The 24,423-nt window shown below is 73.3% G+C and carries 19 protein-coding genes and 2 pseudogenes; 14 read left to right on the forward strand and 7 right to left on the reverse strand.

Going from position 1 to position 24,423, the window contains the following annotated elements; all coding sequences use genetic code 11:
- From J7E86_RS21650 to J7E86_RS21700, 11 genes and pseudogenes are all read left to right on the forward strand, one after another.
- The coding region (locus J7E86_RS21650; protein ID WP_285439743.1) for a carboxyl transferase domain-containing protein at positions 1-610 on the forward strand (610 nt) is incomplete at its 5' end.
- An 87-nt stretch (positions 611-697) separates the two neighbouring features.
- Positions 698-1,729: an iron ABC transporter permease gene (locus tag J7E86_RS21655; RefSeq protein ID WP_215083395.1), complete on the forward strand. Its 1,032-nt coding sequence runs from the start codon at positions 698-700 to the stop codon at positions 1,727-1,729.
- On the forward strand, positions 1,726-2,793 hold the full coding sequence (locus tag J7E86_RS21660) for an iron chelate uptake ABC transporter family permease subunit (RefSeq protein ID WP_215083396.1): 1,068 nt from the start codon (positions 1,726-1,728) through the stop codon (positions 2,791-2,793). Before J7E86_RS21655 ends, J7E86_RS21660 begins: the two co-directional genes overlap by 4 nt.
- On the forward strand, positions 2,790-3,605 hold the full coding sequence (locus tag J7E86_RS21665; RefSeq protein ID WP_215083397.1) for an ABC transporter ATP-binding protein: 816 nt from the start codon (positions 2,790-2,792) through the stop codon (positions 3,603-3,605). Before J7E86_RS21660 ends, J7E86_RS21665 begins: the two co-directional genes overlap by 4 nt.
- Before the next feature lie 82 nt (positions 3,606-3,687).
- The gene (locus tag J7E86_RS21670) at positions 3,688-4,638 is read left to right on the forward strand and encodes an ABC transporter substrate-binding protein (protein WP_215083417.1); all 951 of its coding nucleotides are present in this window, start codon (positions 3,688-3,690) and stop codon (positions 4,636-4,638) included.
- Positions 4,639-4,753: 115 nt separating this feature from the next.
- A complete protein-coding gene (locus tag J7E86_RS21675; RefSeq protein ID WP_215083398.1) occupies positions 4,754-5,986 on the forward strand; it encodes an acetyl-CoA carboxylase biotin carboxylase subunit family protein in 1,233 nt (410 codons plus the stop codon).
- Positions 5,983-7,731 (forward strand): IucA/IucC family protein, encoded by a 1,749-nt coding sequence (locus tag J7E86_RS21680; protein WP_215083399.1) that lies wholly within the window; start codon positions 5,983-5,985, stop codon positions 7,729-7,731. Before J7E86_RS21675 ends, J7E86_RS21680 begins: the two co-directional genes overlap by 4 nt.
- Entirely contained in the window at positions 7,728-8,933 is a 1,206-nt protein-coding gene (locus J7E86_RS21685; RefSeq protein ID WP_215083400.1) for an MFS transporter, read from the forward strand. The genes J7E86_RS21680 and J7E86_RS21685 overlap by 4 nt, the downstream gene beginning before the upstream one ends.
- Positions 8,934-10,631, forward strand: coding sequence for an IucA/IucC family siderophore biosynthesis protein (locus J7E86_RS21690; RefSeq protein WP_215083401.1), 1,698 nt, complete (start codon positions 8,934-8,936; stop codon positions 10,629-10,631).
- Entirely contained in the window at positions 10,628-11,815 is a 1,188-nt protein-coding gene (locus tag J7E86_RS21695) for a type III PLP-dependent enzyme (RefSeq protein WP_215083402.1), read from the forward strand. The genes J7E86_RS21690 and J7E86_RS21695 overlap by 4 nt, the downstream gene beginning before the upstream one ends.
- A 33-nt stretch (positions 11,816-11,848) precedes the next feature.
- Positions 11,849-11,926, forward strand: a pseudogene (locus tag J7E86_RS21700) (asparagine synthase-related protein); the annotation flags it as partial.
- Between the two features lie 10 nt (positions 11,927-11,936).
- Here the strand turns inward: J7E86_RS21700 and J7E86_RS21705 are convergent.
- Positions 11,937-13,568 (reverse strand): annotated as a pseudogene (locus J7E86_RS21705) (hypothetical protein); the annotation flags it as partial.
- Entirely contained in the window at positions 13,561-14,136 is a 576-nt protein-coding gene (locus tag J7E86_RS21710; RefSeq protein ID WP_215083403.1) for an IS607 family transposase, read from the reverse strand. The pseudogene J7E86_RS21705 and the gene J7E86_RS21710, both read right to left, overlap by 8 nt.
- A 126-nt stretch (positions 14,137-14,262) precedes the next feature.
- Here J7E86_RS21710 and J7E86_RS21715 point away from each other — a divergent pair, with 126 nt between their 5' ends.
- Both J7E86_RS21715 and J7E86_RS21720 read left to right on the forward strand, forming a co-directional pair.
- Positions 14,263-14,418, forward strand: a complete 156-nt coding sequence (locus tag J7E86_RS21715) for a hypothetical protein (protein WP_215083404.1) — start codon at positions 14,263-14,265, stop codon at positions 14,416-14,418.
- A 79-nt stretch (positions 14,419-14,497) separates the two neighbouring features.
- Positions 14,498-14,869, forward strand: coding sequence for a GntR family transcriptional regulator (locus J7E86_RS21720; protein WP_215083405.1), 372 nt, complete (start codon positions 14,498-14,500; stop codon positions 14,867-14,869).
- A 319-nt stretch (positions 14,870-15,188) separates the two neighbouring features.
- On the opposite strand, the gene J7E86_RS21725 is transcribed toward J7E86_RS21720, so the two are convergent.
- Complete coding sequence (locus J7E86_RS21725) at positions 15,189-16,337, reverse strand: DUF5925 domain-containing protein (RefSeq protein ID WP_215083406.1); 1,149 nt, start codon at positions 16,335-16,337, stop codon at positions 15,189-15,191.
- 114 nt (positions 16,338-16,451) lie between these two features.
- Between J7E86_RS21725 and J7E86_RS21730 the strand changes: the two genes are divergently transcribed.
- A complete protein-coding gene (locus tag J7E86_RS21730; protein ID WP_215083407.1) occupies positions 16,452-17,819 on the forward strand; it encodes a xylan 1,4-beta-xylosidase in 1,368 nt (455 codons plus the stop codon).
- Between the two features lie 24 nt (positions 17,820-17,843).
- Here J7E86_RS21730 and J7E86_RS21735 read toward each other — a convergent pair whose 3' ends face one another.
- The 4 genes from J7E86_RS21735 to J7E86_RS21750 are packed head-to-tail and all read right to left on the reverse strand — an operon-like array spanning position 17,844 to position 24,268.
- On the reverse strand, positions 17,844-21,620 hold the full coding sequence (locus J7E86_RS21735) for a lipopolysaccharide biosynthesis protein (RefSeq protein WP_308312671.1): 3,777 nt from the start codon (positions 21,618-21,620) through the stop codon (positions 17,844-17,846).
- Positions 21,613-22,413, reverse strand: coding sequence for a polysaccharide deacetylase family protein (locus tag J7E86_RS21740; protein WP_215083408.1), 801 nt, complete (start codon positions 22,411-22,413; stop codon positions 21,613-21,615). Before J7E86_RS21740 ends, J7E86_RS21735 begins: the two co-directional genes overlap by 8 nt.
- A complete protein-coding gene (locus J7E86_RS21745) occupies positions 22,410-23,459 on the reverse strand; it encodes a glycosyltransferase family 2 protein (RefSeq protein WP_215083409.1) in 1,050 nt (349 codons plus the stop codon). The genes J7E86_RS21740 and J7E86_RS21745 overlap by 4 nt, the downstream gene beginning before the upstream one ends.
- The gene (locus tag J7E86_RS21750; protein ID WP_215083410.1) at positions 23,456-24,268 is read right to left on the reverse strand and encodes a glycosyltransferase family 2 protein; all 813 of its coding nucleotides are present in this window, start codon (positions 24,266-24,268) and stop codon (positions 23,456-23,458) included. The genes J7E86_RS21745 and J7E86_RS21750 overlap by 4 nt, the downstream gene beginning before the upstream one ends.
- Positions 24,269-24,423: the final 155 nt, after the last annotated feature.

Genomic DNA, 24,423 nt, shown 5'->3' on the forward strand with positions numbered 1-24,423 from the left:
GAGCCGCACCGCTCCCGCCTCCGGCGTGCCGGCGGCGGGCCAGGCCCTCGGCCCGGCCGGACTGCGCGCGGCCCGGCGCGGGATGCGCATCGCCGCCGAGCTGGACCTGCCGCTGCTCACGGTGGTCGACACGGCCGGTGCCGCGCTCTCGCGGGACGCGGAGGAGGGCGGTCTGGCGGGGGAGATCGCCCGGTGCCTCGCCGACCTGGTGACGCTGCCCGCGCCGACGCTGTGCCTGTTGCTGGGCCAGGGGGCGGGCGGCGCCGCGCTCGCCCTGCTGCCGGCGGACCGGGTGGTGGCCGCGCGCCACGCGTGGCTCTCGCCGCTGCCGCCGGAGGGCGCCTCGGCCATCCTCCACCGCACCACCGAGCGGGCGTTCGAGGTGGCCGACCGTCAGGGCGTGCGCTCCGCCGATTTGCAGGCGAACGGTGTCGTGGACCTGATCGTCGAAGAGGAGGGGGTGGAGGGGACGGAAGGGGTGGACGGCGCTTTTCTGCCACGCCTCGGCGCGCTCCTCGGTGCGGAGCTCGCCGCCCTCACGGCTCGTGATCAGGGTGAACGCCTTGCCGAACGTCGCGCGCGCTATCGCCGGATCGGGCTGACAGGATGATTTCCGGACAAGAATAAAAAGGGCATTGCGGGTATACGCCCAAGGGGAATTGACAAGGTAAGCCTTACCTAACCTAGTGTCTTCCTCGTGACCGAGACCGACCTCGCCCCACCCCGGCCCGCCACCGGACGCCCGGCGACCACGCGCCGGACCGCCCTGCTGGTGGCGGGCGTCGCCGCGCTGGTCCTCTGCGCGGCGCTCAGCCTCGCCGCCGGCTCCCGCCCGGTGCCGCTCGCCACCGTGTGGCACGCGCTGACCGACGGGGACGGCAGCCGCGACGGGCTCGTCGTCACCGGCCTGCGCGTGCCCCGTACGGTCATCGGCATCGTCGTCGGCGCCGCGCTCGGCGTCGCGGGCGCCGTCTCCCAGGGCGTCACCCGCAACCCGCTGGCCTCGCCCACCACCCTCGGCATCAACGCCGGCGCGAGCTTCGCCGTCGTCACCGCCATCTACGCACTGCGGCTCACCCACCCCGCCCAGTACCTCTGGTTCGCCTTCGCCGGCGCCGCGCTCGCGACCCTCGCCGTGCTGGCGCTCGCCCGCCGCGCCGGCGACCTCGACCCCGTACGGCTCGCGCTCGGCGGCACCGTGCTGGCCGCCGTGCTCGCCTCCTGGACCTCCGCGGTGATGCTCGCCAGCCACCGCACCCTGGACGAGGCCCGCTTCTGGCTGGCCGGCTCGCTCGCCGGACGGCAGACCGACATCCTGCTGCCCGTCGCCGCGCCCCTGGCCGTCGGCTTCGCCCTCGCGCTCGCCATCGCGCCCGCGCTCAACGCCCTCGCGCTCGGCGACGAGACCGCCCAGGCGCTCGGCGTGCCCGTCGCCAGGATCCGGGCCGCGGGCGGCCTCGCCGTGGTACTGCTCGCCGCCTCCTCCGTCGCCGTCGCCGGCCCCCTGTCCTTCGTCGGCCTCGCCGCACCCCACCTCGTACGCCGCACCCTCGGCGCCGACCACCGCTGGCTGATCCCCGGCTGCCTCGTCGCCGGCCCGCTGCTCCTCCTCGCCTCCGACGTCCTCGGCCGGGTCGTGCTGCACCCCACCGAACTGGAGGTCGGCATCGTCACCGCCTTCCTCGGCGCGCCCATGCTCGCCCTCCTCGCCCGGAAGGCGGCCCGATGAGCGTCCTGACCCCGCGCGCCCGGCGTGCGCCCCTCGCCGCCCGGCCCGGCGCCCTCGCCCGGCAGCGCCGCCGCACCGCCCTCCTCGCCGCGACCGCCACCGTCCTGCTCGTCGCCCTGCTCGCCCTGGCCCTCGGCACCGGCGAGGTGCCGGTGCCTCCCCTGGACGCCCTGCGCGCCCTCGTCGGCTCCGGCGACCCCGGGGACGTGATGCTCGTACAGGAACTGCGCGCTCCCCGCGCGATCGCCGCGATCGTCGCCGGGGCCGGGCTCGCCGTCGCCGGCGCGATGATGCAGCGCGTCGTGCGCAACCCCCTGGCCTCCCCGGACGTCATCGGCGTGACCGGCGGCGCCTCGCTGGGCGCGGTGGCCGTCCTCGCCACCGGCACCTCCACGGCCCTGACCCCCCTCGGTGCCCTCGGCGGCGGCCTGCTGTCCGCACTGCTGCTCGCGGCGCTCTCCTGGCGCGGCGGGGTCACCGTCACCCGGATCGTGCTGGTCGGCCTCGCCGTCCAGCAGGGGCTGGCCGCCGTGGTCAACCTCTTCATCGTCCGCTTCCCGGCCGAACTGGCCGCCGACGCCCTCCAGTGGACCACCGGCTCGGTCTACGGCCGCACCTGGACCGAGTCCACCACCGGCGGGGCGCTCGTGCTGGCCGGGATCGCGCTGGCCCTCCTCGGCCACCGGCGGCTGTCCGTCCTCGACCTCGGCGACGAGTCGGCGGGCTCCCTCGGCCTGGCCCCGAACGCCGCCCGCCTCCAACTGCTGCTCCTCGCCGTCCTCCTGGCCTCCGTCGCCGCCGCCCTCACCGGGCCCGTCGGCTTCGTGGCCCTCGCCGTCCCGCACGTGGTCCGCTTCCTCGCCGGCCCGCCGACCGTCGGCACCCTGGTGCTCACCGCGCTGACCGGGGCCGTGCTGCTGCTCGCCTCCGACCTCGTCGTCCTGCACGTACTGCCGGTCCACGGGCTGCCCGTCGGCGTCGTCACCGCCACGCTCGGGGCGCCCTGGCTGCTCGTACTGATGCTGCGTCAACTCAAGCCGAACGCTGGGAGCACCACCCGATGACCGAGAAGGCCACCCATGAGCTCACCGCCCACGGCCTGAGCCTCGGCTACGGCACGAACCTCGTCGTCGACGGCGTCGACCTGACGATCCCCGGCGGCCGCGTCACCGCCATCGTCGGCCCCAACGCCTGCGGCAAGTCCACCCTGCTGCGCGGCCTCGCCCGCCTGCTGACCCCCGCCGCCGGCACCGTCACCCTCGACGGCGCCGACATCCACCGGATGCCCGCCCGCGCGCTGGCCCGCCGCCTGGGACTGCTCCCGCAGCAGGCCATCGCCCCCGAGGGCGTCACCGTCGAAGCGCTCGTACGCCTCGGCCGCTACCCGCACCAGCGGATGCTCACCCCCTGGTCCAAGGCCGACCAGGCGGCGGTGGAGACGGCCCTGGCCCGCACCGGCACCGACGCGCTGCGCGACCGGGCCGTCGACGAACTCTCCGGCGGCCAGCGGCAGCGCGCCTGGATCGCCCTCGCCCTCGCCCAGGACACCCCGCTGCTGCTCCTGGACGAGCCCACCACCTTCCTCGACCTGCGCCACCAGCTCGACGTGCTGGACCTGGTCGAGGAGCTCAACGCCGAGGCGGAACGGACCGTCGTGATGGTCCTGCACGACCTCGGCCAGGCCGCCCGCTACGCCGACCACCTGGTCGTCATGAGCGACGGCCGCCCCGCCGCCGCCGGCCCCCCGGCGACGGTCCTGACGGCCGAACTCGTCGAAAAGGTCTTCCAGGTGGAATGCCGGGTCGTCCCCGATCCCGAGACCGGCACCCCCCTGGTCGTCCCGCGCGCCCGCTCCGGCAGACGCGCGGCCCGCTGAGAACCCCACCGCTCGAAGACAGGAATCCGCCGTGAACCGACTCCTTCCCACCCTCCATCGACTCCGCAGAGTGATCGCCGTGATGCTCGCCGTGATCATCGGCACCGCCGCGCTGGCGGCCTGCGGCGGCGACGACGAGAAGCAGGGCGAGAGCAAGGGCGCCGCCGACGCGGGCTTCCCGCGCACCGTCACCCACGCCATGGGCAAGACGGAGATCAAGAGCAAGCCCCAGCGCGTCGTCGTCCTCGACACCGGCGAGCTCGACGACGTCACCATGCTCGGCATCACGCCGGTCGGCGCGGTCTCCCCCCACATGAAGACCGAGGGCGGATTCCCCGAGTACCTCTCCGGAAAGACGGAGGGCACCAAGGACGTCGGGCCCATGGCCGAGCCCAACATCGAGCGCATCATGTCGCTCAAGCCCGACCTGATCCTGTCCTCCAAGGTCCGCCACGCCAAGGCGTACGACCGGCTCAAGGGCATCGCCCCGACCGTCTTCACCGAGACCACCGGCGCTCCCTGGAAGGAGAACCTGAAGGTCCACGCCGAGGCGCTCGGCCTGGAGAAGGAGGCGGGGAACGCCATGGCCGCGTACGAGAAGCGCGCCAAGGCCCTCGGTGAGGAGATCAGGAAGAAGAACGACGGCACGATGCCCACCGCCTCCGTCGTTCGCTTCGTCGCCGGCCCCACCCGCCTCTACCAGAAGCAGTCCTTCAGCGGCATCGTCCTGACCGACGTCGGCCTGCGCCGCCCCGCCTCGCAGGACGTGAACGCGCCCATGACCGACGTCTCCGCCGAGCAGATCGACAAGGCCGACGCCGACCTGGTCTTCGTCACCGTCGCCGACGACCCCAAGAAGACCCAGCAGGCCGCCGTCGAGGGCAACCCGCTGTGGAAGGGCCTCGGCGCCGTCAAGAACGACAAGGTCTTCCAGGTGCCGGACGAGACCTGGATGTCCGGCATCGGCATCCAGGCCGCGAACCACGTCCTGGACGACATCGCCAGGTCGGCGGGCGTCGAGATCCCCAAGTAGCCCCGCCCGCACCCTCTTTCGCATCCCCGCCGGGCCGCCGCGTGCGGCACGGCCCGGCGGGGCACGCCCCCTCACACCCCTGTTCGCCCCGCAGCATGCCGAAAGGCGTACCCCCATGCGGCTCTTCCTCCTCGCCCTCAACCCCACCGACTCCGTCACCGAGGGATTCCTCCCCGCGGCGGCCCGGCTCGGCCTCACCGTCACCCTCCTCACCGACCAGCCCGCGGCCCACCGCCGCGCCTACGAGAAGGCTGTCGCCGAAGGCGGTGCCACCCTGCCCGAACTCGACATCGCCGACTGCGACGTACGCGACTTCCGCGAGGTCATCGGCCGGATCTCCATACTCGGGCGGGCGGCACGGCCCGACGCCGTCTTCACCAACAGCGATCACCTCCAGACCCAGGCCGCGCTGGCCGCCGAGTTCTTCGGCCTGCCCGGCAAGGACTGGAAGGCGGCGCTGCGCACCAAGAACAAGGCCCAGCTGCGCCGCAGCCTCGCCGAGGCCGGTCTCGACACCGTCCGCTCCGCCGAACTCGCCCCCCACGAGGACCCGGCCGCCCTGGTGGACGTCGATCTGCCCTTCCCTTGCGTGGTCAAGCCGCGCGAGGGCGTGGCCAGCGAGGACGTCGTCCTCGTCGCGGACGCGGAGGAACTGCGCGCCCGCTGCGCGGAGATACGGGAACGCCGGCCGGGCGTCGCGCTGCTCGTCGAGGAGTACCTGGAGGGGGAGCTCCACACCCTGGAGACCCTGGGCGACGGCCACACCCTGCACACCATCGGCGCCTTCCGCACCCGGCTCTCCCCGCTGCCGTACTTCATCGAGGAGCGGCTCGACCTCCTGCCCGAGCCGCCGGGTCCGCACAGCGAGCAGGTCCTCGGCCAGCTGCGCGCCCTCGGCGTGGGCTTCGGCGTCTGCCACACCGAGTACGTCGCCCAGGGCGACCGCGCCCGCCTGATCGAGGTCAACTACCGTGCCATCGGCGACCAGTGCGACCTCGTCCTGGCCGGCCTGCTGGGCATCCCCCTCTTCGAGCACATCCTGCGCACCCACCTCGGCGAGCGGCTCCCCGCCGACCTGGGCGCGCGTACGGACGGCCGGGCGCGCATGGAGTATGTCTGCGCGGAACGCGGGGGTACGCTCGAAAAGGCACCCCCCGCGAGCGACACCGAGCGCGACGGCGTGCGGCTGGTCTACCGGCCACTGCGCGAAACCGGCGAGGCGCACCCGCTCTATCGCACCAACCGCGACTACATCGGCGTACTGCGGGCGACCGGCACCGATCAGGGCCGGATCGACCGCGCCGTCGAGGAATTCCTGGCCGACCGGAGCTGGGAGATCGTGTCATGAGCCTGACCAGTACGGACGGGATGGAGGGTGAGCTCCTCCAGCGCGTCCTCAGCACCCTCCTGCGCGAGGACACCTACGGCCTGCGCACCCGCGCCCGCGCCGAGACCCGCACCGACGGCGACTGGCTGCGCGTCCGCGCCGGCGAGGAGACCCTGCTCCTGCCGGTCGGCCCCGAGGGCTTCCAGTGCGAGCTGGCCGCCCGCCGCCCCGTCCTGGAGACCGCCGACGGCACCCTGACCGGCCTGCGGCCCGTCCTGACCCGGCTGCGCGCCGCCGCACCGGAGGAGGACCGGGCCGGATACGACGCCTTCCTCGCCGAGTGCGACGAGGCCCTCGCCGCGATCCGGCTGCACGGCACGGTCCGCGACGACGTCGTCGCCCGGCTCGCCGCCACCTACGGACAGCGCACCGCCCACTGGACCGGCCTGCGCGACTCCCTCGCCTTCGACGCGCTCGCCGCCTACCGCGACCACCCCGTCTACCCCACCGGCCGGGCCCGCGCCGGCCTCACCGAGGCCGAAGTCCGCGCGTACGCACCCGAGTTCCACCCCTCCTTCGCGCTGCGCTGGCTCGCCCTGCCGCGCGCCGCCGTGCGCGGCGACACCGCCGCCCTGCCCCACTGGTGGCCCACCCCCGGCGCCCTCGGCCTGACCGGCCTCGACGCCACCCACCTGGCGCTGCCCGTCCACCCGCTGACCGCCGGCGGCGCCCTCACCGACGCGCTGCGCGCCACCGGCCTCCACGGCTCCGCCCACCTGGCCGACAAGCCCTGGCTGGACGTGCTGCCCACCCTCTCCACCCGTACCGTCGCCGTGGCCGACGACCCCGACACCCACCTCAAACTCCCGCTCGCCACCGCCACCCTGGGCCTGCGCAACCGCCGCACCATCAAGCCCGGCACCCTCCTGGACGGGGAGGTCGGCCAGCGCCTGCTGGAGGAGATCGCCGCCCGCGAGCCGCGCTTCGCCGGCACCGTCCTCCTCGCCGACGAACGCACCCACCTCCAGGCCGACCACGAGCTCCTGGCCACCCTCGTCCGCCGCTACCCCGCCGGACTCCAGGACGCCCACGTCGTGCCCGTCGCCGCGTTCCTCGCCCCCACCCCCGGCGGCGCCCTCGTCGCCGAGGAACTCGCCGACCGCTACTACGGCGGCTCCCTCACCGCCTTCCTCGACGCCTACCTCGCCCTCCTCCTCGACTGGCACACCACCCTCTTCGGCTACGGCATCGCCCTCGAATCCCACCAGCAGAACACCTCGGTCGTCCTCGACGAGCGGGGCGGCACCCCCCGGATGCGGCTGCTGCTCAAGGACAACGACGGGCCCCGCGTGCACGCCGTCCGCCTCGCCGGCCGGCTCGGCGGCGAGGCCGCCGACCTCCTCGGCTTCGACGACCGGCGCATCCTCGTCGCCGGCGACGCGCCCGTCGCCGACGTCTTCGCGACCATCACCGTCCACCTGTGCGCCGGCGCCCTCGCCTTCGAGCTCGCCCGGCTCGGCCGCGCCCCCCTGACGGACCTGCTGGCCCGGCTCCGCGACCGCCTCACCGAGGCCGTCGAACGGCTGCGGACCACCGCGCCCGGCGCCGCCGCCGTGCTGCGCGCCCGCGTCCTGGACGCCGACCGGCTGCCGGTCAAGGCCATGGTCACCGCCGGCACCCTGCTCACCAAGGAGCGCTCCGGGGCCGCCGACATCAACAAGCACTACGTCGAGGGCCCCAACTACCTCCGGGGCGCGGTGCGATGACGGCCGTACTCGACAAGACCCGCGTCCGCGACGAGCGGCCCGTCCTGCGCACCCGTCAGGTCCACGCGGTCGCCGCCTGCTACTTCGTCGCCTCATTCGCCGCCCTCGGACTGCCCCCCTACCTCACCGAGATCCTGCCCTCCCTCGGCGACCACGAGGCCCGCTGGGCCGGGCTGCTCTACATCGTGCCGACCGTCTTCGGCGCCCTCGGCGCCCCCCTGTGGGGCCGGCTCGCCGACCGCTACGGCCGCAAACGCCTGCTGCTGCGCGCCCAGCTCGGCCTCGCCCTGTCCTTCCTCCTCGCCGGCTGGGCCGACAGCCTGCCCGCCTTCACCGCCGCCCTCGTCCTCCAGGGCATCCTCGGCGGCACCTTCGCCGCCTCCAACGGCTACCTCGCCGCCGCACTCGACGGGCAGCGCCTGTCCTGGGCCCTGACCCTGATGCAGGGCGCCGCCCGGCTCGCGCTCGTCGCCGCGCCGATCCTCGTCGGCGGCCTCTCGCCCTGGATCTCCCCCCACCGCCAGTACGCGCTGCTCGCCGTCCTGCCCCTGGCCGCCGCCCTGATGCTCGCGGCACTGCCCGAACCCCCGCGCACCGAACCGGCCGGGACGGCGGACGCCACCGCACCCGGGCCGGAACCCGACCGCCCGGCCCTGCGCACCCTCTACGCCCTGGAATTCGCCTTCGTCCTCGCCACCGTCATCTCCTACCCCTACCTCATCACCCTGGTCGGCCGACGGCTCCCGGGCCTGGGCCCGGCGGCGAGCGGCGTGCTCTTCGCCCTCCCGCACGTGTGCTACCTCCTCCTCGCCAAGCCCGTGCACCGCGCCGTCGCCGACCGCCCCCACCTCGGCGCCGTCACCGGCTTCGCCTGCGTGGCCGTCGCCCTCGCCGGACACTGGGGCGCCGGCTCCGTGGCCTCCTTCGTGCTCCTGCGGCTCCTCCTGGGCGCCGGAATGACACTGGGCCTGGTGAGCCTGTCCGCGCTCGCCGCCGACGCCTGCCGGGGCCGCGACCCGGGCCGGATGTTCGGCTCCCTGGAGTTCATATCCAAGGCCGGGGCCGTCGTCGCCGGAGCGGTCGCCGCCGTCTCCAACGACGCGTGGGGCCCGGCCGCCCCCGTCGTCGCGGGATCCGCCGTCGCCGCCCTGACGGCCCTCGTCAGCACCCCCACTCTCCTCCGCACCCGCTGGAGCCGCTGAATGTCCTCCGCACCCACCGCCCTCGCCGGCGTGGCCTCCGCCGACCACGTGGTCGCCCACACCCTCCTCAACTGCCTGCTCCGCGAGGTCTCCGGACCCGAGCACCAGACCGCCGTCACCGACGGCCGGCTGCTGCTGCGCCTGCCCCGCTGCGGCGTCCTGCTCCGGGCGGAGCTGCGGCGGGCCTCCCTCATCGGCGCCCACCGCCTCACCGGACCGGTCGCCGAACAGCGCGACGGCGTCTGGACCGAGATCGGCTGGCAGCGGCTCGCCGAGTACATCCACCGCGAACTCGAACTGCGCACCGGCGTCCGCAACGACGAGTTCCTCGGGCAGGTGGCCTCCAGCCACGCGGGTGTCAGCGCCGCACTCGACACCGAGCGCCCCGCCGCGTCCGGCGACGCCTACATGGACTCCGAGCAGTCCCTGCTCTTCGGCCACCGCTTCCACCCCACCCCCAAGGCCCGCACCGGCGCCTCCGAGGACTGGGGCCGCTACGCCCCCGAGACCCGCGCCCGCTTCCCCCTGCACCACCTGGCCGTGCGCGAGGCGAGCGTCCGCGAGGAGAGCGCCGTGCCCGGCGCCCTCGCCGCCCTCGACCGGCAGCGCCCGGTGCCCGACGGCTACCGCCTGCTGCCCGCCCACCCCTGGCAGTACGCCATGCTGCGCACCCACCCCGCCCTGCTCGCCGCCCTCGACCGCGGCGACGTCCTCGACCTCGGCCCCGGCGGCGCCCCCTTCGAGCCCACCGCCTCCGTCCGCACCCTCTACGACGGCCGGGACTTCCTGAAGTTCAGCCTGAACGTGCGCATCACCAACTGCCTGCGCAAGAACGCCGAGTACGAACTCACCGGCGCCGTCGCCCTCACCCGCCTCCTGGAACCCGTCGCCACCGACCTCGCCGCCCGCTTCCCCGGCACCGACCTGCTGCGCGAACCCGCCTACCGCACCCTCGACCTCGGCAGCCGCGAACTCGCCGAAGGCTTCGGCGTCATCGTCCGCGAGGGCCTCGGCGCCCGCCTCGCCCCCGGCGTCACCGGACTGCTGGCCGCCGCCGTCGCCGACGAGTACCCCACCGGTGGCGTCCACCTCGGCCGCCTCCTCGACGGCGCCGGCCCCGCCGAGGCCCTCGCCTGGTGGAACGCCTACCTCGCCCTGCTCGTCCCCCCGGTCCTCGCCGCCTACTTCGACCACGGCGTCGTCCTCGAACCCCACCTGCAGAACGTCGTCCTCGGCGTCGACGCCGACGGCATGCCCCGGCAGGTCCTCTTCCGCGACCTGGAGGGCACCAAGCTGCTGCCCGGCCACCACGCCGCCACCCTCGCCGGCCTGCCCGACGACGTCGCCGGACCCATGACGTACGACCGCGAGCGCGGCTGGGACCGGGTCGTCTACTGCCTGCTCGTCAACCACGTCGCCGAGATGCTCGCCGCCCTCGCCGACCGCCACCCGCGCCTCGAACCGGAGCTGTGGTCGGCCGTCCGCCGCACCCTCGCCGGCCGGGCCGAGGCGCACGGCAACCCGCCGCTGCTGCGCGCCCTGGTCGCCGGGGTGCCGCTGCCCGCCAAGGCCAACCTCCTCACCCGCTGGGAGCGCAAGGCCGACCGGGACGCCGGCTACGTCCGGATCGCCTCGCCCCTGGTGTCGGACCTGCTCTCCGAGGCCGCCCGCACCGAACCCTGGAGCACCACACCGTGATCACCCCCAGCGTCGCCGCCCACGCCGGCCACCTGCCCGCGGACGACCTGCCCGCCTACGTCTACGACCTCGCGGCCCTGGCCGAGCACGCCCGCGAGGTCCGCGCCGCCCTCCCCGCGAGCGTCGAGCTCTACTACGCCGCCAAGGCCAACCCCGCCCCCCAGATCCTCAAGGCCCTCGCCCCGCACGTCAGCGGCTACGAGGTCTCCTCCGGCGGCGAACTCGCCCACGTCCGCGACGCCGTCCCCGAACTGCCGCTCGCCTTCGGCGGCCCCGGCAAGGCCGAGGCGGAACTGCGCCGCGCCCTCGACCTGCGCGTGGAGCGCTTCCACGTGGAGAGCGAGAACGAACTGCGGCTGCTCGCCGACCTCGCCGACGAGCGGCCCGGCGACGACCCCGTCGACATCCTGCTGCGCGTCAACCTCCCGGTGGGCGACGGCGAACTGGGCGGCGCCGCGCTGGCCATGGGAGGCCGGCCCAGCCCCTTCGGCCTCGACCCGCGCCGCGCCGAGGAGTGCCTGCCGCTCCTGCGCGGCCGGCGGCTGCGCCTGCGGGGCATCCACGCCCACCTCGCCAGCGGCCTCGACGCGGCGGCGCAGCTCGCCGTCGCCGCCCGCGTCACCGACTGGGCCGCCGGCCTGGCCGCCCGGCACGGCCTCGCGCTCGGGGAGGTCAATGTCGGCGGCGGCATGGCCGTCGACTACGCCCGGCCCCACGCCCGCTTCGACTGGGCGGCCTACGGTGCCGGACTGGCCGAACTCGCGGCGCGGCACCCGGACGTCACGCTGCGCATCGAGCCGGGCCGGGCACTGACCGTCCACTGCGGCTGGTACCTCACCGAGGTGCTCGACCTCAAGCACAGCCACGGCGAGGCGTTCGCGGTGCTGCGCGGCGGCACCCACCACATGCGCACCCCCGCCGCCAAGCAGCACGACCACCCCTTCACCGTGCTGCCGGTGGGGGAGTGGGCGCGCCCCTGGCCGCGCCCGGCGGCCCTGGACGAGCCCGTGACCCTCAGCGGCCAGCTGTGCACGCCCAAGGACACCCTCGCGAGCCGGGTGCCGGTCGCCGAGCTGAGGGTGGGGGACCGGGTCGCGTTCGCGATGGCGGGCGCGTACGCCTGGAACATCTCGCACCACGACTTCCTGATGCATCCGGCACCGGGCTTCCACTTCCTCTCCTGAGACGGCCCTGCGGCGGCGCGGGTCCGAAAGTTTGCGATCCGTGAACAGTCCACCGTCGCCCTCTCCGGCGAGTCCGCCGACGAGCTGTTCGGCGGCTACCGCTGGTTCCACACCGTTCCTGATCAGTGTGCAGAAGTGAGTCTTGGACCCATTCCTGCACACTGCGGACATCCCGAACGGTTTTGGGTGTCCTGGTCGCCCGCGTTCGCTCCGCGTCCGGCGACACGCATCGTGTGCGTGGTCCGGGGATGCGGGGGCGGGTTTCCTCACGCCCAAGAGTCTCCGGTCGGGCCTGGGCGATCCGATGCCCCTGTTCATCGCTCTGGTGAGCAGGGGGCGGTGTCGTCCGTCGCCGGATCGGGTGCCCTTGGGCGCGTCGTCCGATCGCGATGCTCGCCGCATCGTGACGGGTGGTCTTGCGGTTATGTGAGGTGAGGGGCTTCTGCCAGTGTTGTGCGCCCCATTTGGAGGTGTAGGCCGGGTCGACGGCGATGATACTGATGCCGGTGGCGTCGGCCATGGAGGTGAGGCGGGCGCGGAGTTTTCCGGTGGGCATGCCGGAGATCAATTGCCGGAAGCGGCGCTTGCGACCGTGCTTCTCGCGGGTCTTCTCCGCGGTGAAGTCAAGGTCCTCGACCGCAATCGCCTTGACGCCGCAGGTCTTTGCCCAGTTCAGCAGCCGTGTGAGGGCGTGGCGGACTTGGGCGTCACGGTGTGGGGCGGTGCCGGACAGGTCGTAGAAGAAACGGCGGGGCTGCCCGATCGGGTTGCCGTGGGTGTCGAGCTGGTAGGCGGCGAGGTGATCGGCGTTGGTGTCCACGCCGATCACCCCGCCGGCGAAAGCGGCCTCGATCGGGATGGTCTTCGTCGGCGCGTACTGCCACGACGCGGTCAGGTACCAGCGCCCACGGGGCACGTCGTAGTGGATGCGGTAGGCCACCGCCCGGTTCGCTTCGATCCGGTCGGCCCACTCCTCGCCCCGGTGCGGGAAGCGCACCTTCGCTGCGAGGACATAGCGGCCGTGCTTGCTGTTGGCGTACTCGGTGAACGGGGCAGGCAGCTTGATGCTCACTTCGCCGTCGGTGGTGACGCGGATCGTCTCGTTCCCGAACTTTTTTCCGGACTCACCGTCGGCCTGGAGGAACCAGCGTTCGGCTTCCCAGCGTTCCCGCCACTCGGTCTCGGTGAGCTGGGCCTGATCGAGGTTGTGGCGGGTGTTGAGGAGACGTTTACCGCCCCGCGCGACACGCACTCGTCCGGTCTCACGATCGGCACGAACAGCGGTCAGCCGGTCTTCCAGCAGATGCAGGCGGCGAGTCTTGGCGAACCATTCCTGCTTGGCGCGGTAGCCGCCCGGAGCACGCTTGGTCCCCTTCTCCCCGACAGGAAGCGACAGCCGGTGCGCAATCGTCCGGACACCGGCTTCGAGACTTTGAAGGTGCGCGGCCTGCCCGCGACGGGCCAACGCCCACTGATCATGCGAGGCTTTGCTGATCGCACCAGCCCACCGCGACGACGAGAGTGCCGTCAGCTCACGCTTGCGTGCCGCCCACGTCTGCGTGGAATGCTCCAGACCCTCAGCGCACCGCGTCTTGAGATCCCTCGACGCGAGCGAGCCCAGATGTGCGCCCACCAACGTGAGGACCTTCTCATCCTCGGGTGTGAGGTACTTGAGCCGGTCGCGTATCGCCACACCGCAAGGGCCGAGGGCGACGAACGACGGGGCGATCGCCCGCAGCTTGCGGTCAGCCATGCTCGGCTGCCTCCAGCGCCTTGCGCGCGCGGTTCTTCGCCGACCTGCGACCGTACAGGCGGGCACAGAACGAGGTCAGCACCTCCACCATGTCCCGCACCAGGTCGTCTTCGACTTCGCCGTCACCCAGCACGACCAGGCGGCGGCCGGCGGCGGACAGTGCGGCCTCGACGAGTTCCACGTTCATACGGCCGAGCCGGTCCTTGCGTTCGACCACCACGCAGGTCACGTCCGGATCTGCCAGCAGACGCTTCACCTTCGGCCGGGAACCGTTCATGCCCGAGCCGATCTCCGACTCCACACGGACGACGCGGTGACCAGCCGTTGCAGCCCAACGGGCCAGCCGGGCGACCTGACGTTCCAGATCAGTCTTCTGGTCATGGGAAGAGACGCGGGCATACAGGCCGATCCCACCGGTCGCCTCCGGTGCGGCACCGGCCTCGATACTCACCAGGATCGTGCGTGGACCGACCCGCTGGGCCGGTACGGGCAGCGTCCCCTCACGGAACCAGCGATACGCGGTCTGCGGATGCACGCCCTGAATCTTCGCCCACTCCGTCAGATTCACGCTCTGACAACGACACTCACTCATACATGGTTACGCTCACTTACCCGATTTCGAGAGCCAGCAGTTGAAGACCCCAGCACCCAGGACCCGCGCTACGCGGCCGCGCTGCGCACCGAACTCACCAGGGTGCTCGCCGACAAGGACGCGCCCGTACGGCCGCTGCTCGACGGCGCGGCGGTGGCGGAAGCGGGCGCGGACGCGAACGCCTACCGCAGTGCCACGGAGCTCGTCCTCGGCCTCGACACATGGCTGCGCCGCTACGGCACGACCCTCGAACTGTAGATCCGGCCCGGAAGCGGGCACGGCGGCACCGCCTGGCGCACAATGGGTCGCACAACAGCCCCCAGCCAGGAGTCCCACCGTGGCCTTGCACATGACCGTCGATCCGGACGCGGCCGAACCGCCCTACGAGCAGATCCGCGCCCGGATCGCGGAGCGGGCCCGCTCCGGCGAACTCCCCGTCGGCTACAAACTCCCCACCGTCCGCGGCCTGGCCGGGGACCTGGGCCTCGCCGTCAACACGGTCGCCAAGGCGTACCGGGCCCTGGAGGCCGACGGCGTCATCGAGACCCGTGGCCGCAACGGCACGTTCGTCGCCGCCCCCGGCGACACCTCAGCCCGCGAGGCCGCGACGGCGGCCCGCGCCTTCGCCGAACGCGCCCAGCGCCTGGGCCTCACCCGTGAGGCGGCCCGGACGGCGGCGGAGGAGGCGCTGCGGGCGGTGTACGGGTAGCGCCTGCGGCGCGCCGGGTGGGGTGCGCGCGGGCCCGACGCCGGGATCCATGGGGGCGGTCCGCCCCATGCCCCTGCTGCGTCGGTGTCACCGCCGGGACGGGTTGCCTGCTGCCCGCGGTCTACGATCGACGCCGGTCGGGCACCGCCGAGCCGGACGGTGGTGGTTGCGCGCCGCGGCGGCGGGTTGAAAGGCGCGGCCCGGCGCCTTCACCCGCGCTGGAGCCCTGGGGCGGCCACCCCCCCCCATGGCCCCGCCGCGACAGGGAGCAACCCCCACGGAGTGGCCCCCGCCGAATCGCCGTCGCCACAAGATGTCGCTACAAATACAGACCCGCGTCCGCCCCGTCATGCTGCGGCGGCACCGCCGTCGGTCCCGCGCCGCGCCGGAGAGCGAACAGCTCCGCGAGCGTCGCGCCGTCGCGGCCCACGCCCTCCTCCGTTCCCAGCCAGCCGGCCGCCTCCCGGTGGGACAGCGGGCCCACCTCGATGCGGGCCAGGCAGCGGCCGGGGCGGACCACCGCCGGATGCAGCCGCTCCAGGTCCTCGTTGGTGGTGACACCGACCAGGACGTTGCGGCCCTGGCCCAGCAGACCGTCCGTGAGGTTCAGCAGCCGGGACAGCGCCTGGCCCGCCGTGTGCCGGGCCTCGCCGCGGATCAGCTCGTCGCAGTCCTCCAGCAGCAACAGCCGCCAGCGGCCCTTCGCCGAGCCGTCGTCCTCGCCGATCGCGATGTCCATCAGATAGCCGACGTCGTTGAACAGCCGCTCCGGGTCCAGCACGCAGTCCACCTGGCACCAGTCCCGCCAGGAGCGGGCCAGCGTCCGCAGCGCCGAGGTCTTGCCCGTGCCCGGCGGTCCGTGCAGGAGCAGCAGCCGGCCCGCGATGTCGTCGGGAGTGACCTTCATCAGCCGGTCCATCGCGTCGGCGACCGGCGCCGTGTAGTTGGCCCTGACCTCCTCCCACGTGCCCGCCGAGATCTGCCGCGTCGTCCGGTGCGGTCCGCGCCGCGGCGAGACGTACCAGAAGCCCATCGTGACGTGCTCGGGCTGCGGTTCGGGCTCGTCCTCCGCCCCGTCGACCGCCTCCTCCACCACCGTTCTCGCCAGCTCCTCCGTGGTCGCGGTCACGGACACGTCCGCACCGCGGTTCCAGCGGGAGATCAGCAGGGTCCAGCCCTCGCCCTCGGCGAGGACCGCGCTGCGGTCGTCGTCGCGCGCCGAGCGCACCACGGTCGCCGCGGGCGGCAGCAGCGTCATCCCGGACCGCACGCGCTCCACGGACCGGCTGTGCGCGTACGGCTGCTCACCGGTGGCGAACCGGCCGAGGAAGAGCGCGTCGATGACGTCGGACGGCGAATCGCTGTCGTCCACGTTCAGCCGGATCGGCAGGGACCGCTCCGCGGGCGTGGTGGCCGGGTCGGTGGACAGGGTCTGCCTCCTGGCTGCGGGACGGCGGTCGGCACACATGAGCCCCATGATCCGGCACCGGCGGGCCTCGCGCACCCGGGTTTTCCCCGGATCCTCCGGAGTTCGTCCGGAAGGCACCGCACAGCGTTTCGGCCACGGATACCCTTGCCGTTGATGGGACGTCATCGAGTGGTTCGGGCGTTATCCGGGGCGAGGCGATGGCGGGCCGTCGCCCTGCTCGGAGCCGGCGCGGTCGCGCTGGCCGTGCTGATCACCGTGCTCGTGACCGGCCTCCCGGGCGGCGGACCCGGCGGCCCGTCCGCACAGGTGCCCTCCGACATCGGCTGGGGCTTCACCCACACCCAGTACAGCGCCGACCGCGGCGACGACACCGCCCGCAAGGCCGCCGACAAGCTCCTCGCCGACGACCCCATGCCGCAGAACCAGCACATCATGGGCTGGGGAGCCGACAACCCCGAACCCCGCCCGGGCGTCTACAACTTCAAGGACCTCGACCGGCGGGTCGCGCTGATGCGCAGGACCAGCGGAACCCCCGTGCTCACCCTGTGCTGTGCCCCCGACTGGATGAAGGGCGGTGGCTCCCGCACCGACTGGTCGCAGAAGTCCCTGGAGAAGGCGCCCGACCGCGCGCACTACAAGGACTTCGCCAAGCTCGCCGGCGTCATCGCCAAGCGCTATCCCGACGTCCGCTACTTCATCGTCTGGAACGAGTTCAAGGGCTTCTTCGACGAGTCCAGGAACCGCTGGAACTACGAGGGCTACACCGAGCTGTACAACCTCGTCCACGCGGAACTGAAGAAGCAGAACAAGGCCAACGCCGTCGGTGGCCCCTACATCAGCCTGGACAGCCACGCGCCCGGTGCCAGCTCCAACGCCTCCTCCCTGCGCGGCCCCTGGGGCTCCGTCGACCAGCGGGCCCTGGACGCCATCACCTACTGGAACGACCACAAGGCCGGCGCGGACTTCGTCGCCGTCGACGGCTCCAGCTACACCCGCGACGACAACCGCCTGCTGCCCGACGAGTTCGGCGCCACCCAGAAGTTCGCCGACGCCACCACCTGGCTCCGCAAGGCCACGGGTCTGCCGGTGTGGTGGTCCGAGTGGTACGTCGAGCCGGGCGACGCCAACGACGACCGCAAGGGCTGGACCGAGGAGCACCGCACCGCCGTCCAGGCCACCGCCATGATGCGGCTGGCCGCCGCGGGCGCCGCCGCGGCCTTCTACTGGAACCCCCAGACGACGACCGCCGACTGCCCCGGCTGCCTGTGGCGCAGCACCGAACGGAAGGACGGCGGAAGCGGGCTGCCCATGCTGGACCTGCTGTCCCGCTTCGCCAAGTACTTCCCGCCCCGCGTCGTCCTGCGCACCCCGGAGCTCACCGGACCGGGCCGCGAGCAGGTGCACGCCCTGGCCACCGACGACACCGCGGTCGTCGTCAACACCCAGGACCGCGCCCTCGCCGTCACGGTCGACGGGCGCGACCTCGACCTGGGCCCGTACGAGGTCCGCTGGCTGCCCTGACCACCCCGGCCGCCGCCACGCGCCCTACGACAAGGTCGCCAGTCGCTGCGCCAGCGACGCCAGCAGAACGAACAGCAGCGGCAGCGCGAACCAGTACGACCCCTGCATCCACCGCAGCTGCCGCACGCCCGGACCCGCCATCACCCGCACCAGCTCCCGCGCCGTCAGCAGCACCAGCAGCGCCACCGCCGCCAGCGCGCCCACCACCGACACCGGCGTCCACGTCACCCGGGGCCCGGCCGGCCCCGGCCGGGGCGGCGGCACCTCGCCGACGGGGGCGGCCTTCAGCTCGTACAGCACCGCGTCCTCGTTGGACAGCACCCGCTTGAGCTCCGGCCGGCCGTCCAGGGTGCTCCGCAACCGGCCGTCCCAGTCCGGCGCGTAGCCGGCGTCGAGCTCCAGATACACGGACTGTCCGCGGTTGACCACGAGATACGACTGCGGTCCGGCCGAGCGCAGCGCCGCGACGACCTCCTCGACCCGGGCCGGGTCGCGCGGGGCGAGCGTCGGCTCGTACAGCACCCGCTCCATGTCCCGCGCGCCCCACGGCATCGCGGGCGTCACGCTCTTGACGGGATCGCTGCTCATCCACAGCAGCCGTACGGTCGGCCGGTCGTGCGCGTACACATAGTCCATGGCGGCCACCTCGCCGGGGCGTACGCGCTCGAAGGGCTCATTGCCCCAGCGCGCCACCAGGAAGCCGAAGACCAGGACCAGCCCGGCCACCAGCGCGGCCACCGGTCCCGCGACGGATCGCCGTGGGGTCGCGGTGCGGGGGAACAGCGCGAGGGCGGCGAGGACACAGGCGCCGGGCAGTGCGAACAGGAAGACGCGCAGGGCCACTTCGCCGCCGTAGGACTGCATGCCGAAGGCGAGGAACGGCACGGCGGTGAGGACCGGCAGCGCCACGTCGCCCACGCCGGCCCGCCGGCGGCGCCACCAGCCGAGCGCGGCGAACGCCAGGACGCCGCCGGCCAGCGCGACCCGGACGTACAGCACCAGCTTGTGCGTGGCGCTGCCGCCCTCGATCCGGCCCGAGACGGAGGAGGAGACATTGCCGCCCAGCGAGCCCAGCCCGCCGAACAGCTCGTCGAAGTGACCGGACCAGTAGGGCTCCGCCAGGAAGCCCACCCACACCGCGAGCATCACCCCGCACAGCAGGGGCAGTCCGCGCAGGGTGGAGCGGCCCGTGAGGACCAGCACGGTCAGGACGCCCAGCATCACGAACGGTGTGAGCTGGTGGGAGGCGACCGAGGCGGCGAACAGCGCGATCAGCACCGCCAGCAGTGCCCCCTGCGTTCCCCGGCCGGCCGGAGCGACCTCCGACTCGCCCGGCAGTCGCTTGCCGCTCAGCTGCCGGGGCCAGCGGAACCACACCAGCAGCACGGCGACGAACAGCAGGTAGAAGAGGTAATTGAGGGACTGCGGCGAGAAGTAGTCCTGCCCCACCCAGCCGCACAGCACGAACAGCCAGGCCGCCGTCCACTTCGCCCGCCAGCCCGCCCGGACCGCCCGCAGCAGCAGGGCCAGCGGCGCCAGGCACAGCAGTTGCATGACCGTCGGCCACCAGCGGAGCACCTCGGTCAGGTCCTCCGCCCCGCAGGCCCGGGCCGCGAGGGCGACGACCGCGAAGAAGCCCGGCCAGCTCCACCGGGCGTCCAGGTCCGGTGCGGCGACCCCGGTCCGGTCCAGGAAGTCCAGGAAGCCCAGGTGCTGCCAGGCCGTCGCGAAGCGCGGCGCGTCCTCCAGGACCGCGGGCACGGCGTGCAGGGACACGACCGTCAGCAGGAGCACCGCCGTCAGCAGCCCGCGGCGCTGCTCACCCAGCCGCAGCGCCGCCGCGAACGCCGCCACCAGCAGGGCGGCACCCACCAGCGTCGCCACCGGCAGCACGGACACCAGGCCCAGCCCGCCCATGCCGTCCAGCCGCGCCTCGCCGACCCGGGCCAGCGGCACCCAGTACAGCGCGAGCGCGGCCACGAGCAGCAGCCAGACGGCCGCCGCGGGGCCGCGCGACCACAGCGCCGGGCGCGCGCGCTCGGGCGCGGAAGGCTCCGGGGGAGGGGAGGGGGGCGCCTTCGCCATGGAGACCTTCGGCGCGGGCACCTTCGACACGGAGACCTTCGGGGCGGGCGGCTTGGGCGCGGCCGGCCTCGGCGGGACAGCGGGGGGCATGGCGACCGCCTCCGGGGTGTGACGGAGATCGGGGCGCCTCTCCAGATGGTCGAAATCCAGCCGCACCCCCAGCGGCATCGTGTCCGCGTCCAGCGCGGCCCGCAGCGCCCAGCGGGTGCCGTAGCCGCCGCCCTCGCGCCGCTCGGCGGCCGGCGGGGAGCCGGCCTCCTGCCCTGAGCCCCGCCCGATGCCGCGGGGCGGCTCCCGGGGCGCGTCCCGCCGGTCGCCGCGCGCCGCCAGATCCGCCAGATCGCCGTCCGGCGCCACATCGGGCGCGTACGCCACCGGGGGACCGGCGGACGGCCCCGACTCGTTCTTCAGTATCCGCCGCAGCCTGACCGCCGCGATGGAGACGATCACCGTGAGACTGCAGATCTCCGCGACGCCCGCGCCCGTCAGCCCCATCCGGGGCAGGAGCAGCAGTGTCAGCCCCAGCACCAGCAGACACAGCAGCCCCTGGAGATAGGCGAGCCCGGCCGTGCGGCTCTGCGCCCGCAGCACCGCGAAATAGACCTCCATCACCACGCGCAGCGCCGCGCCCACCGCGAACCAGCGCAGCAGCGGCGTCGCCGCGTGCGCGTAACCCTGACCGAACACCCCCAGGATGTACGGGGCCAGGGCGAAGATCAGCACAGAGACCGGCAGCATGATCGTGGCCATCCGGCGCAGCGCCGCCCGGCAGTTCTCCGCGAGCCGTGCCGGGTCGTGCGAGCCCTCCACCGTCAGGGACGCGCCCATGTTGATGGCGAGCAGGTTCACCGTGCCACCGATGGTGGAGGTGATGTAGAAGTAGGCGTTGTCGGCGGCGCTGACCTGCGAGGCGATGATCACCGGCACCAGATAGACCACGGCCAGCGAGAACAGCGAGCCCGTGTAGTCCCCGGCGAGGAACCGCCCGACCTCCCGGAACGACGCCGGCCGCGCCGTCTCCTCCGTCGCCGCCACGTGCCGCGGCACCAGCCGCCGGAACACCAGCCAGCCCAGCGGCAGCACCGACACACCGATCGAGACCACCCAGGAGACGAAGACCCCGGACGTGGGCAGCGCCGCCGCCATGCCCACGAGCAGGGCCAGCTTCGCCGCCGAGAAGACCGTATTGCCCACCGGCACCCAGAACGCCCTGCGCAGCCCGGTCAGCACCCCGTCCTGCAGGGTGAGCACCGACCAGGCCACGACGGCGACCACGAACCCCAGCCCGTGCAGCGTCCCGGTCAGGAAACGGTACGACGGACCCCACAGGTTGAGCGTCAGCAGGAAGAGCCCCGCCGCGAACGCCACCAGCAGCGAACTGCCGGCGTACGTGCCGAAGACGAGCCGCCCCGTCCTCCGCCCTGCGACGGGGATGAACCGCGCCAGCGCCCCCGTCAGGGTCACCGCCGCGAGCCCCGCGAGGAGCTTCATCGCGGCGATGGCCGCCGAACCCTGGCCGACCGCCTCCTCGGAGTAGTACCGGGCGGCGATCAGCCAGTAACCCACACCGAGGACGGCGCTGATGCCCGTGTTGACCATCAGCGCGAAGGCGTTGCGGAACAACGGGCTGCCGCCGCCCCGCCCCGGCAGCCGCAGTCGGCGGCCCACCGATCCCTCCGTCTCCCGGGCCTCGGTGCGGGTGGACGTGTCAGACACGGGTTTCGCTTGCCTTCCTGACGACCTGACGGGTTCTGCGGATCACGGCGTAGCCCTTCGTCAGCGTTCTGTCCCTGACGAAGAGCCGGGCCAGACCGCGGCCCCGCACGAGCCGTTCGAACTCCGCCGGTCCCGTCGTACGGCGCACGGTCACCCGCTCCAGGGCGTACGGCCCCTGGGGCCGGGCGGCCAGGGAATTGCCCACGGCCAGCGAGACGGCGAACCCCGCGTGGCGCACCGTGCGCCGCACCCGCCTGTCGGAATAACCGTAGGGATAGGCGAACGACACGGGCGCCTCCCCCAGCTCCTCGGCGAGGAGCTCACGGCACCGCTGGACCTCGAACCACAGTTCACGATCGGGCAGTTGGTCGAGCTGTGGGTGGGTGTGGCTGTGCCCGCCGATCTCGATACCGGCCGCGGCCAGCTCCCGCACCTGGTCCCAGCTCAGCATGAGGTCGAGCGCGCCACCCGCGTCGTGCCGCCCGCGCAGCCACCCCGTGGAAGCGAACAGCGTCGCCGTGAAACCGTGCTCGACAAGCGCCGAGAGGGCGTGCCGGTGCACGCCCTCATAACCGTCGTCGAACGTGATGAGCACCGGTTTCTCGGGCAGACCCCGCCCGGTGCGCCACGCCTCGGCCAGCTGCCCGGCCGTCATGGCCGTGAACCGCAGCTCGGCCAGCAGCCGCATCTGCGCGGCGAACGCCTCGGGGGAGACCGACAGCCCGTACGTCGCACGGGACGGCGAGTGCGCCACCGAGTGATACATCAGTATCGGAACACGGTCCTCGGTCATCTCCCGACCTCTTTCGGTCTGCTCCGGTCGGGGGGCACCCTCACCTCCGCCACGGCGAACCGGCCCCCGCCCCGGTGCGCCCGGACGCGGCCGAGGACATAGCCCCCGGCCGCCGCCGCCATCCCTGCCACGATCGCCCCTGCCCGCGCCGCGCCGCCGGGCCTGCCGAGCAGGGCGTCCCGCACCCCGCGCGCCACGCCCGCCGGCAGCACGTGCGTGGTGTAGCGCCGCTCCGTCTCCAGCCCCGCCCGCGCTCCCACGCTCCGCGCCACCAGGGCCTTCGACAGGCCCTCGGCGTACGCGCGCGTACGGAAGTAGCCGAACCGCTCGCGGGCGGCCGGCACCCGGTGGTGGATCACCGACCGGTCGTCGATCAGCAGCACCGCCTCCGGCATGGCCTGGGTCAGCCGGATGCACAGCTCGGTCTCCTCGCAGCCCAGCGGCAGCCGGTCGCCGTCGCGCCCGATGCCGCTGGCGAACCCGCCGGCGATGTCGAACGCCGACCGGCGGAAGGAGGCGTTGCCGCCCAGGACGTTGCGCACCGGGACCCGGCCCGGCGGCAGCCCCCGGTAGGTGCAGCCCACGACCCAGTCGAACTCCTCCGGGAACCAGAGGGGCCGGCGCCGGGACTCCCAGACGGGCTGGGTGCGGCCGCCGACCGCCATGACGCGGGGGTCGGCGTACGCCTCGGCGAAGTGCCGCAGCCAGTCCCGTTCGGCGACCGCGTCGTCGTCGAGGAAGGCGATCACCTCGCCGGAGGCGGCGGCGACGCCGGTGTTGCGGCCCGCCGACAGGCCCCGGGGGCCCGCGTTGGCGAGCACCCGGACCCCGTCGGCGGCCGCCCCGGCGCCGTCGTCCCCGTACCGCTCGGCGAGCCGGCGCAGCAGCGCCGGATGGTGGTCCACGACCACCAGGGTCTCCAGCGCGGGCCAGGACTGGTCGCGCACCGAGGCCACCGCGGCGAGGATGTCGTCCCAGCGGTCCTCGGTGTAGACACAGATGACCACCGAGACGGCCGGCGCGGTGGTCGGTGTGGAGGTGCTCAAGAGATTTCCCCGCGATTCGCCGCCGGTGCGATGGCCAGGCGCTGCGGGCGCCGGCGCCGTGCGCCGTGCTCCCGCAGGATGACCTTCAGGACGCGCAGTCCGTCGCGTACGGCCCGCAGATTGCTGCTGCCGTGGATGCGGACGAACTCGTGGCTGGGAATCTCCTGGACGCGCAGCCCCGCCTTGACGACTCTGATGTTCATGAGGGTCTCGACCTCGAACCCGGCACAGTCCAGGGCGATCTCGTCCAGGCAGCGCCGCCAGAAGGCGTTGTAGCCGTAGCACAGGTCGGTGTAGCGGGCGCCGAACTTGTGGTTGACGATCGAGCACAGGACGCGGTTGCCGAGCTTGCGGATCGGCGTCATGTCGTCCGTGCCGCCGCCGTTGGCGAAGCGGGAGCCCTTGGCGAAGTCCGCGCCGCCGACCAGCGCGGAGACATAGCTGACGATCTCATTGCCGTCGGCGGAGCCGTCGGCGTCGACCATGACGATGATCTCGCCCGTGCAGGCGGCGAAGCCCGTGATCAGCGCGTCGCCCTTGCCCTTGCCGAGCTGCTGGACGACCTTGACACCCGGCCACAGCGCCCGGGCCACCTCGATGGTGTCGTCCGTGGAATTCCCGTCGACGAGGACCACTTCGTGAATCCACTCCGGCAGCGTCTTGAAGACGTACGGGAGATTCTCCGCCTCGTTCATGGCCGGAATGACGACGCTCACCGGTGGCGTTATCGCGAAATGCGAGGTCACCGGGCGATAGTGGCCGGCGGTCACCGGCTCTTGATCGGCGGCGGGCCGCAGGAAGGAACTCATGTCGGAAGATGTCCCTCTCGTCCGGTGGACCGCCCGCCCCGGGCGGTCCAGTGATGTATCCGGTTCGAAAAGGGGGTTGCTCACCTTGCCGGCGCGGCGACAAGTGCCCGGCCGACAGGGTGAGTTGACAACGGTTGCTGGTCGTACCGCAGCAC

This window comes from Streptomyces sp. ISL-11, assembly GCF_018614525.1.
Taxonomy (GTDB): Bacteria; Actinomycetota; Actinomycetes; order Streptomycetales; family Streptomycetaceae; genus Streptomyces.

Bases quoted from the DNA above. Each gene is read 5' to 3' on its own strand.
- J7E86_RS21660 (WP_215083396.1), top strand. From the start codon at position 1,726: ATGAGCGTCCTGACCCCGCGCGCCCGGCGTGCGCCCCTCGCCGCCCGG.
- J7E86_RS21665 (WP_215083397.1), top strand. From the start codon at position 2,790: ATGACCGAGAAGGCCACCCATGAGCTCACCGCCCACGGCCTGAGCCTC.
- J7E86_RS21670 (WP_215083417.1), top strand. From the start codon at position 3,688: ATGCTCGCCGTGATCATCGGCACCGCCGCGCTGGCGGCCTGCGGCGGC.
- J7E86_RS21675 (WP_215083398.1), top strand. From the start codon at position 4,754: ATGCGGCTCTTCCTCCTCGCCCTCAACCCCACCGACTCCGTCACCGAG.
- J7E86_RS21680 (WP_215083399.1), top strand. From the start codon at position 5,983: ATGAGCCTGACCAGTACGGACGGGATGGAGGGTGAGCTCCTCCAGCGC.
- J7E86_RS21685 (WP_215083400.1), top strand. From the start codon at position 7,728: ATGACGGCCGTACTCGACAAGACCCGCGTCCGCGACGAGCGGCCCGTC.
- J7E86_RS21690 (WP_215083401.1), top strand. From the start codon at position 8,934: ATGTCCTCCGCACCCACCGCCCTCGCCGGCGTGGCCTCCGCCGACCAC.
- J7E86_RS21725 (WP_215083406.1), bottom strand. From the start codon at position 16,337: ATGTGTGCCGACCGCCGTCCCGCAGCCAGGAGGCAGACCCTGTCCACC.
- J7E86_RS21730 (WP_215083407.1), top strand. From the start codon at position 16,452: ATGGGACGTCATCGAGTGGTTCGGGCGTTATCCGGGGCGAGGCGATGG.
- J7E86_RS21740 (WP_215083408.1), bottom strand. From the start codon at position 22,413: ATGACCGAGGACCGTGTTCCGATACTGATGTATCACTCGGTGGCGCAC.
- J7E86_RS21750 (WP_215083410.1), bottom strand. From the start codon at position 24,268: ATGAGTTCCTTCCTGCGGCCCGCCGCCGATCAAGAGCCGGTGACCGCC.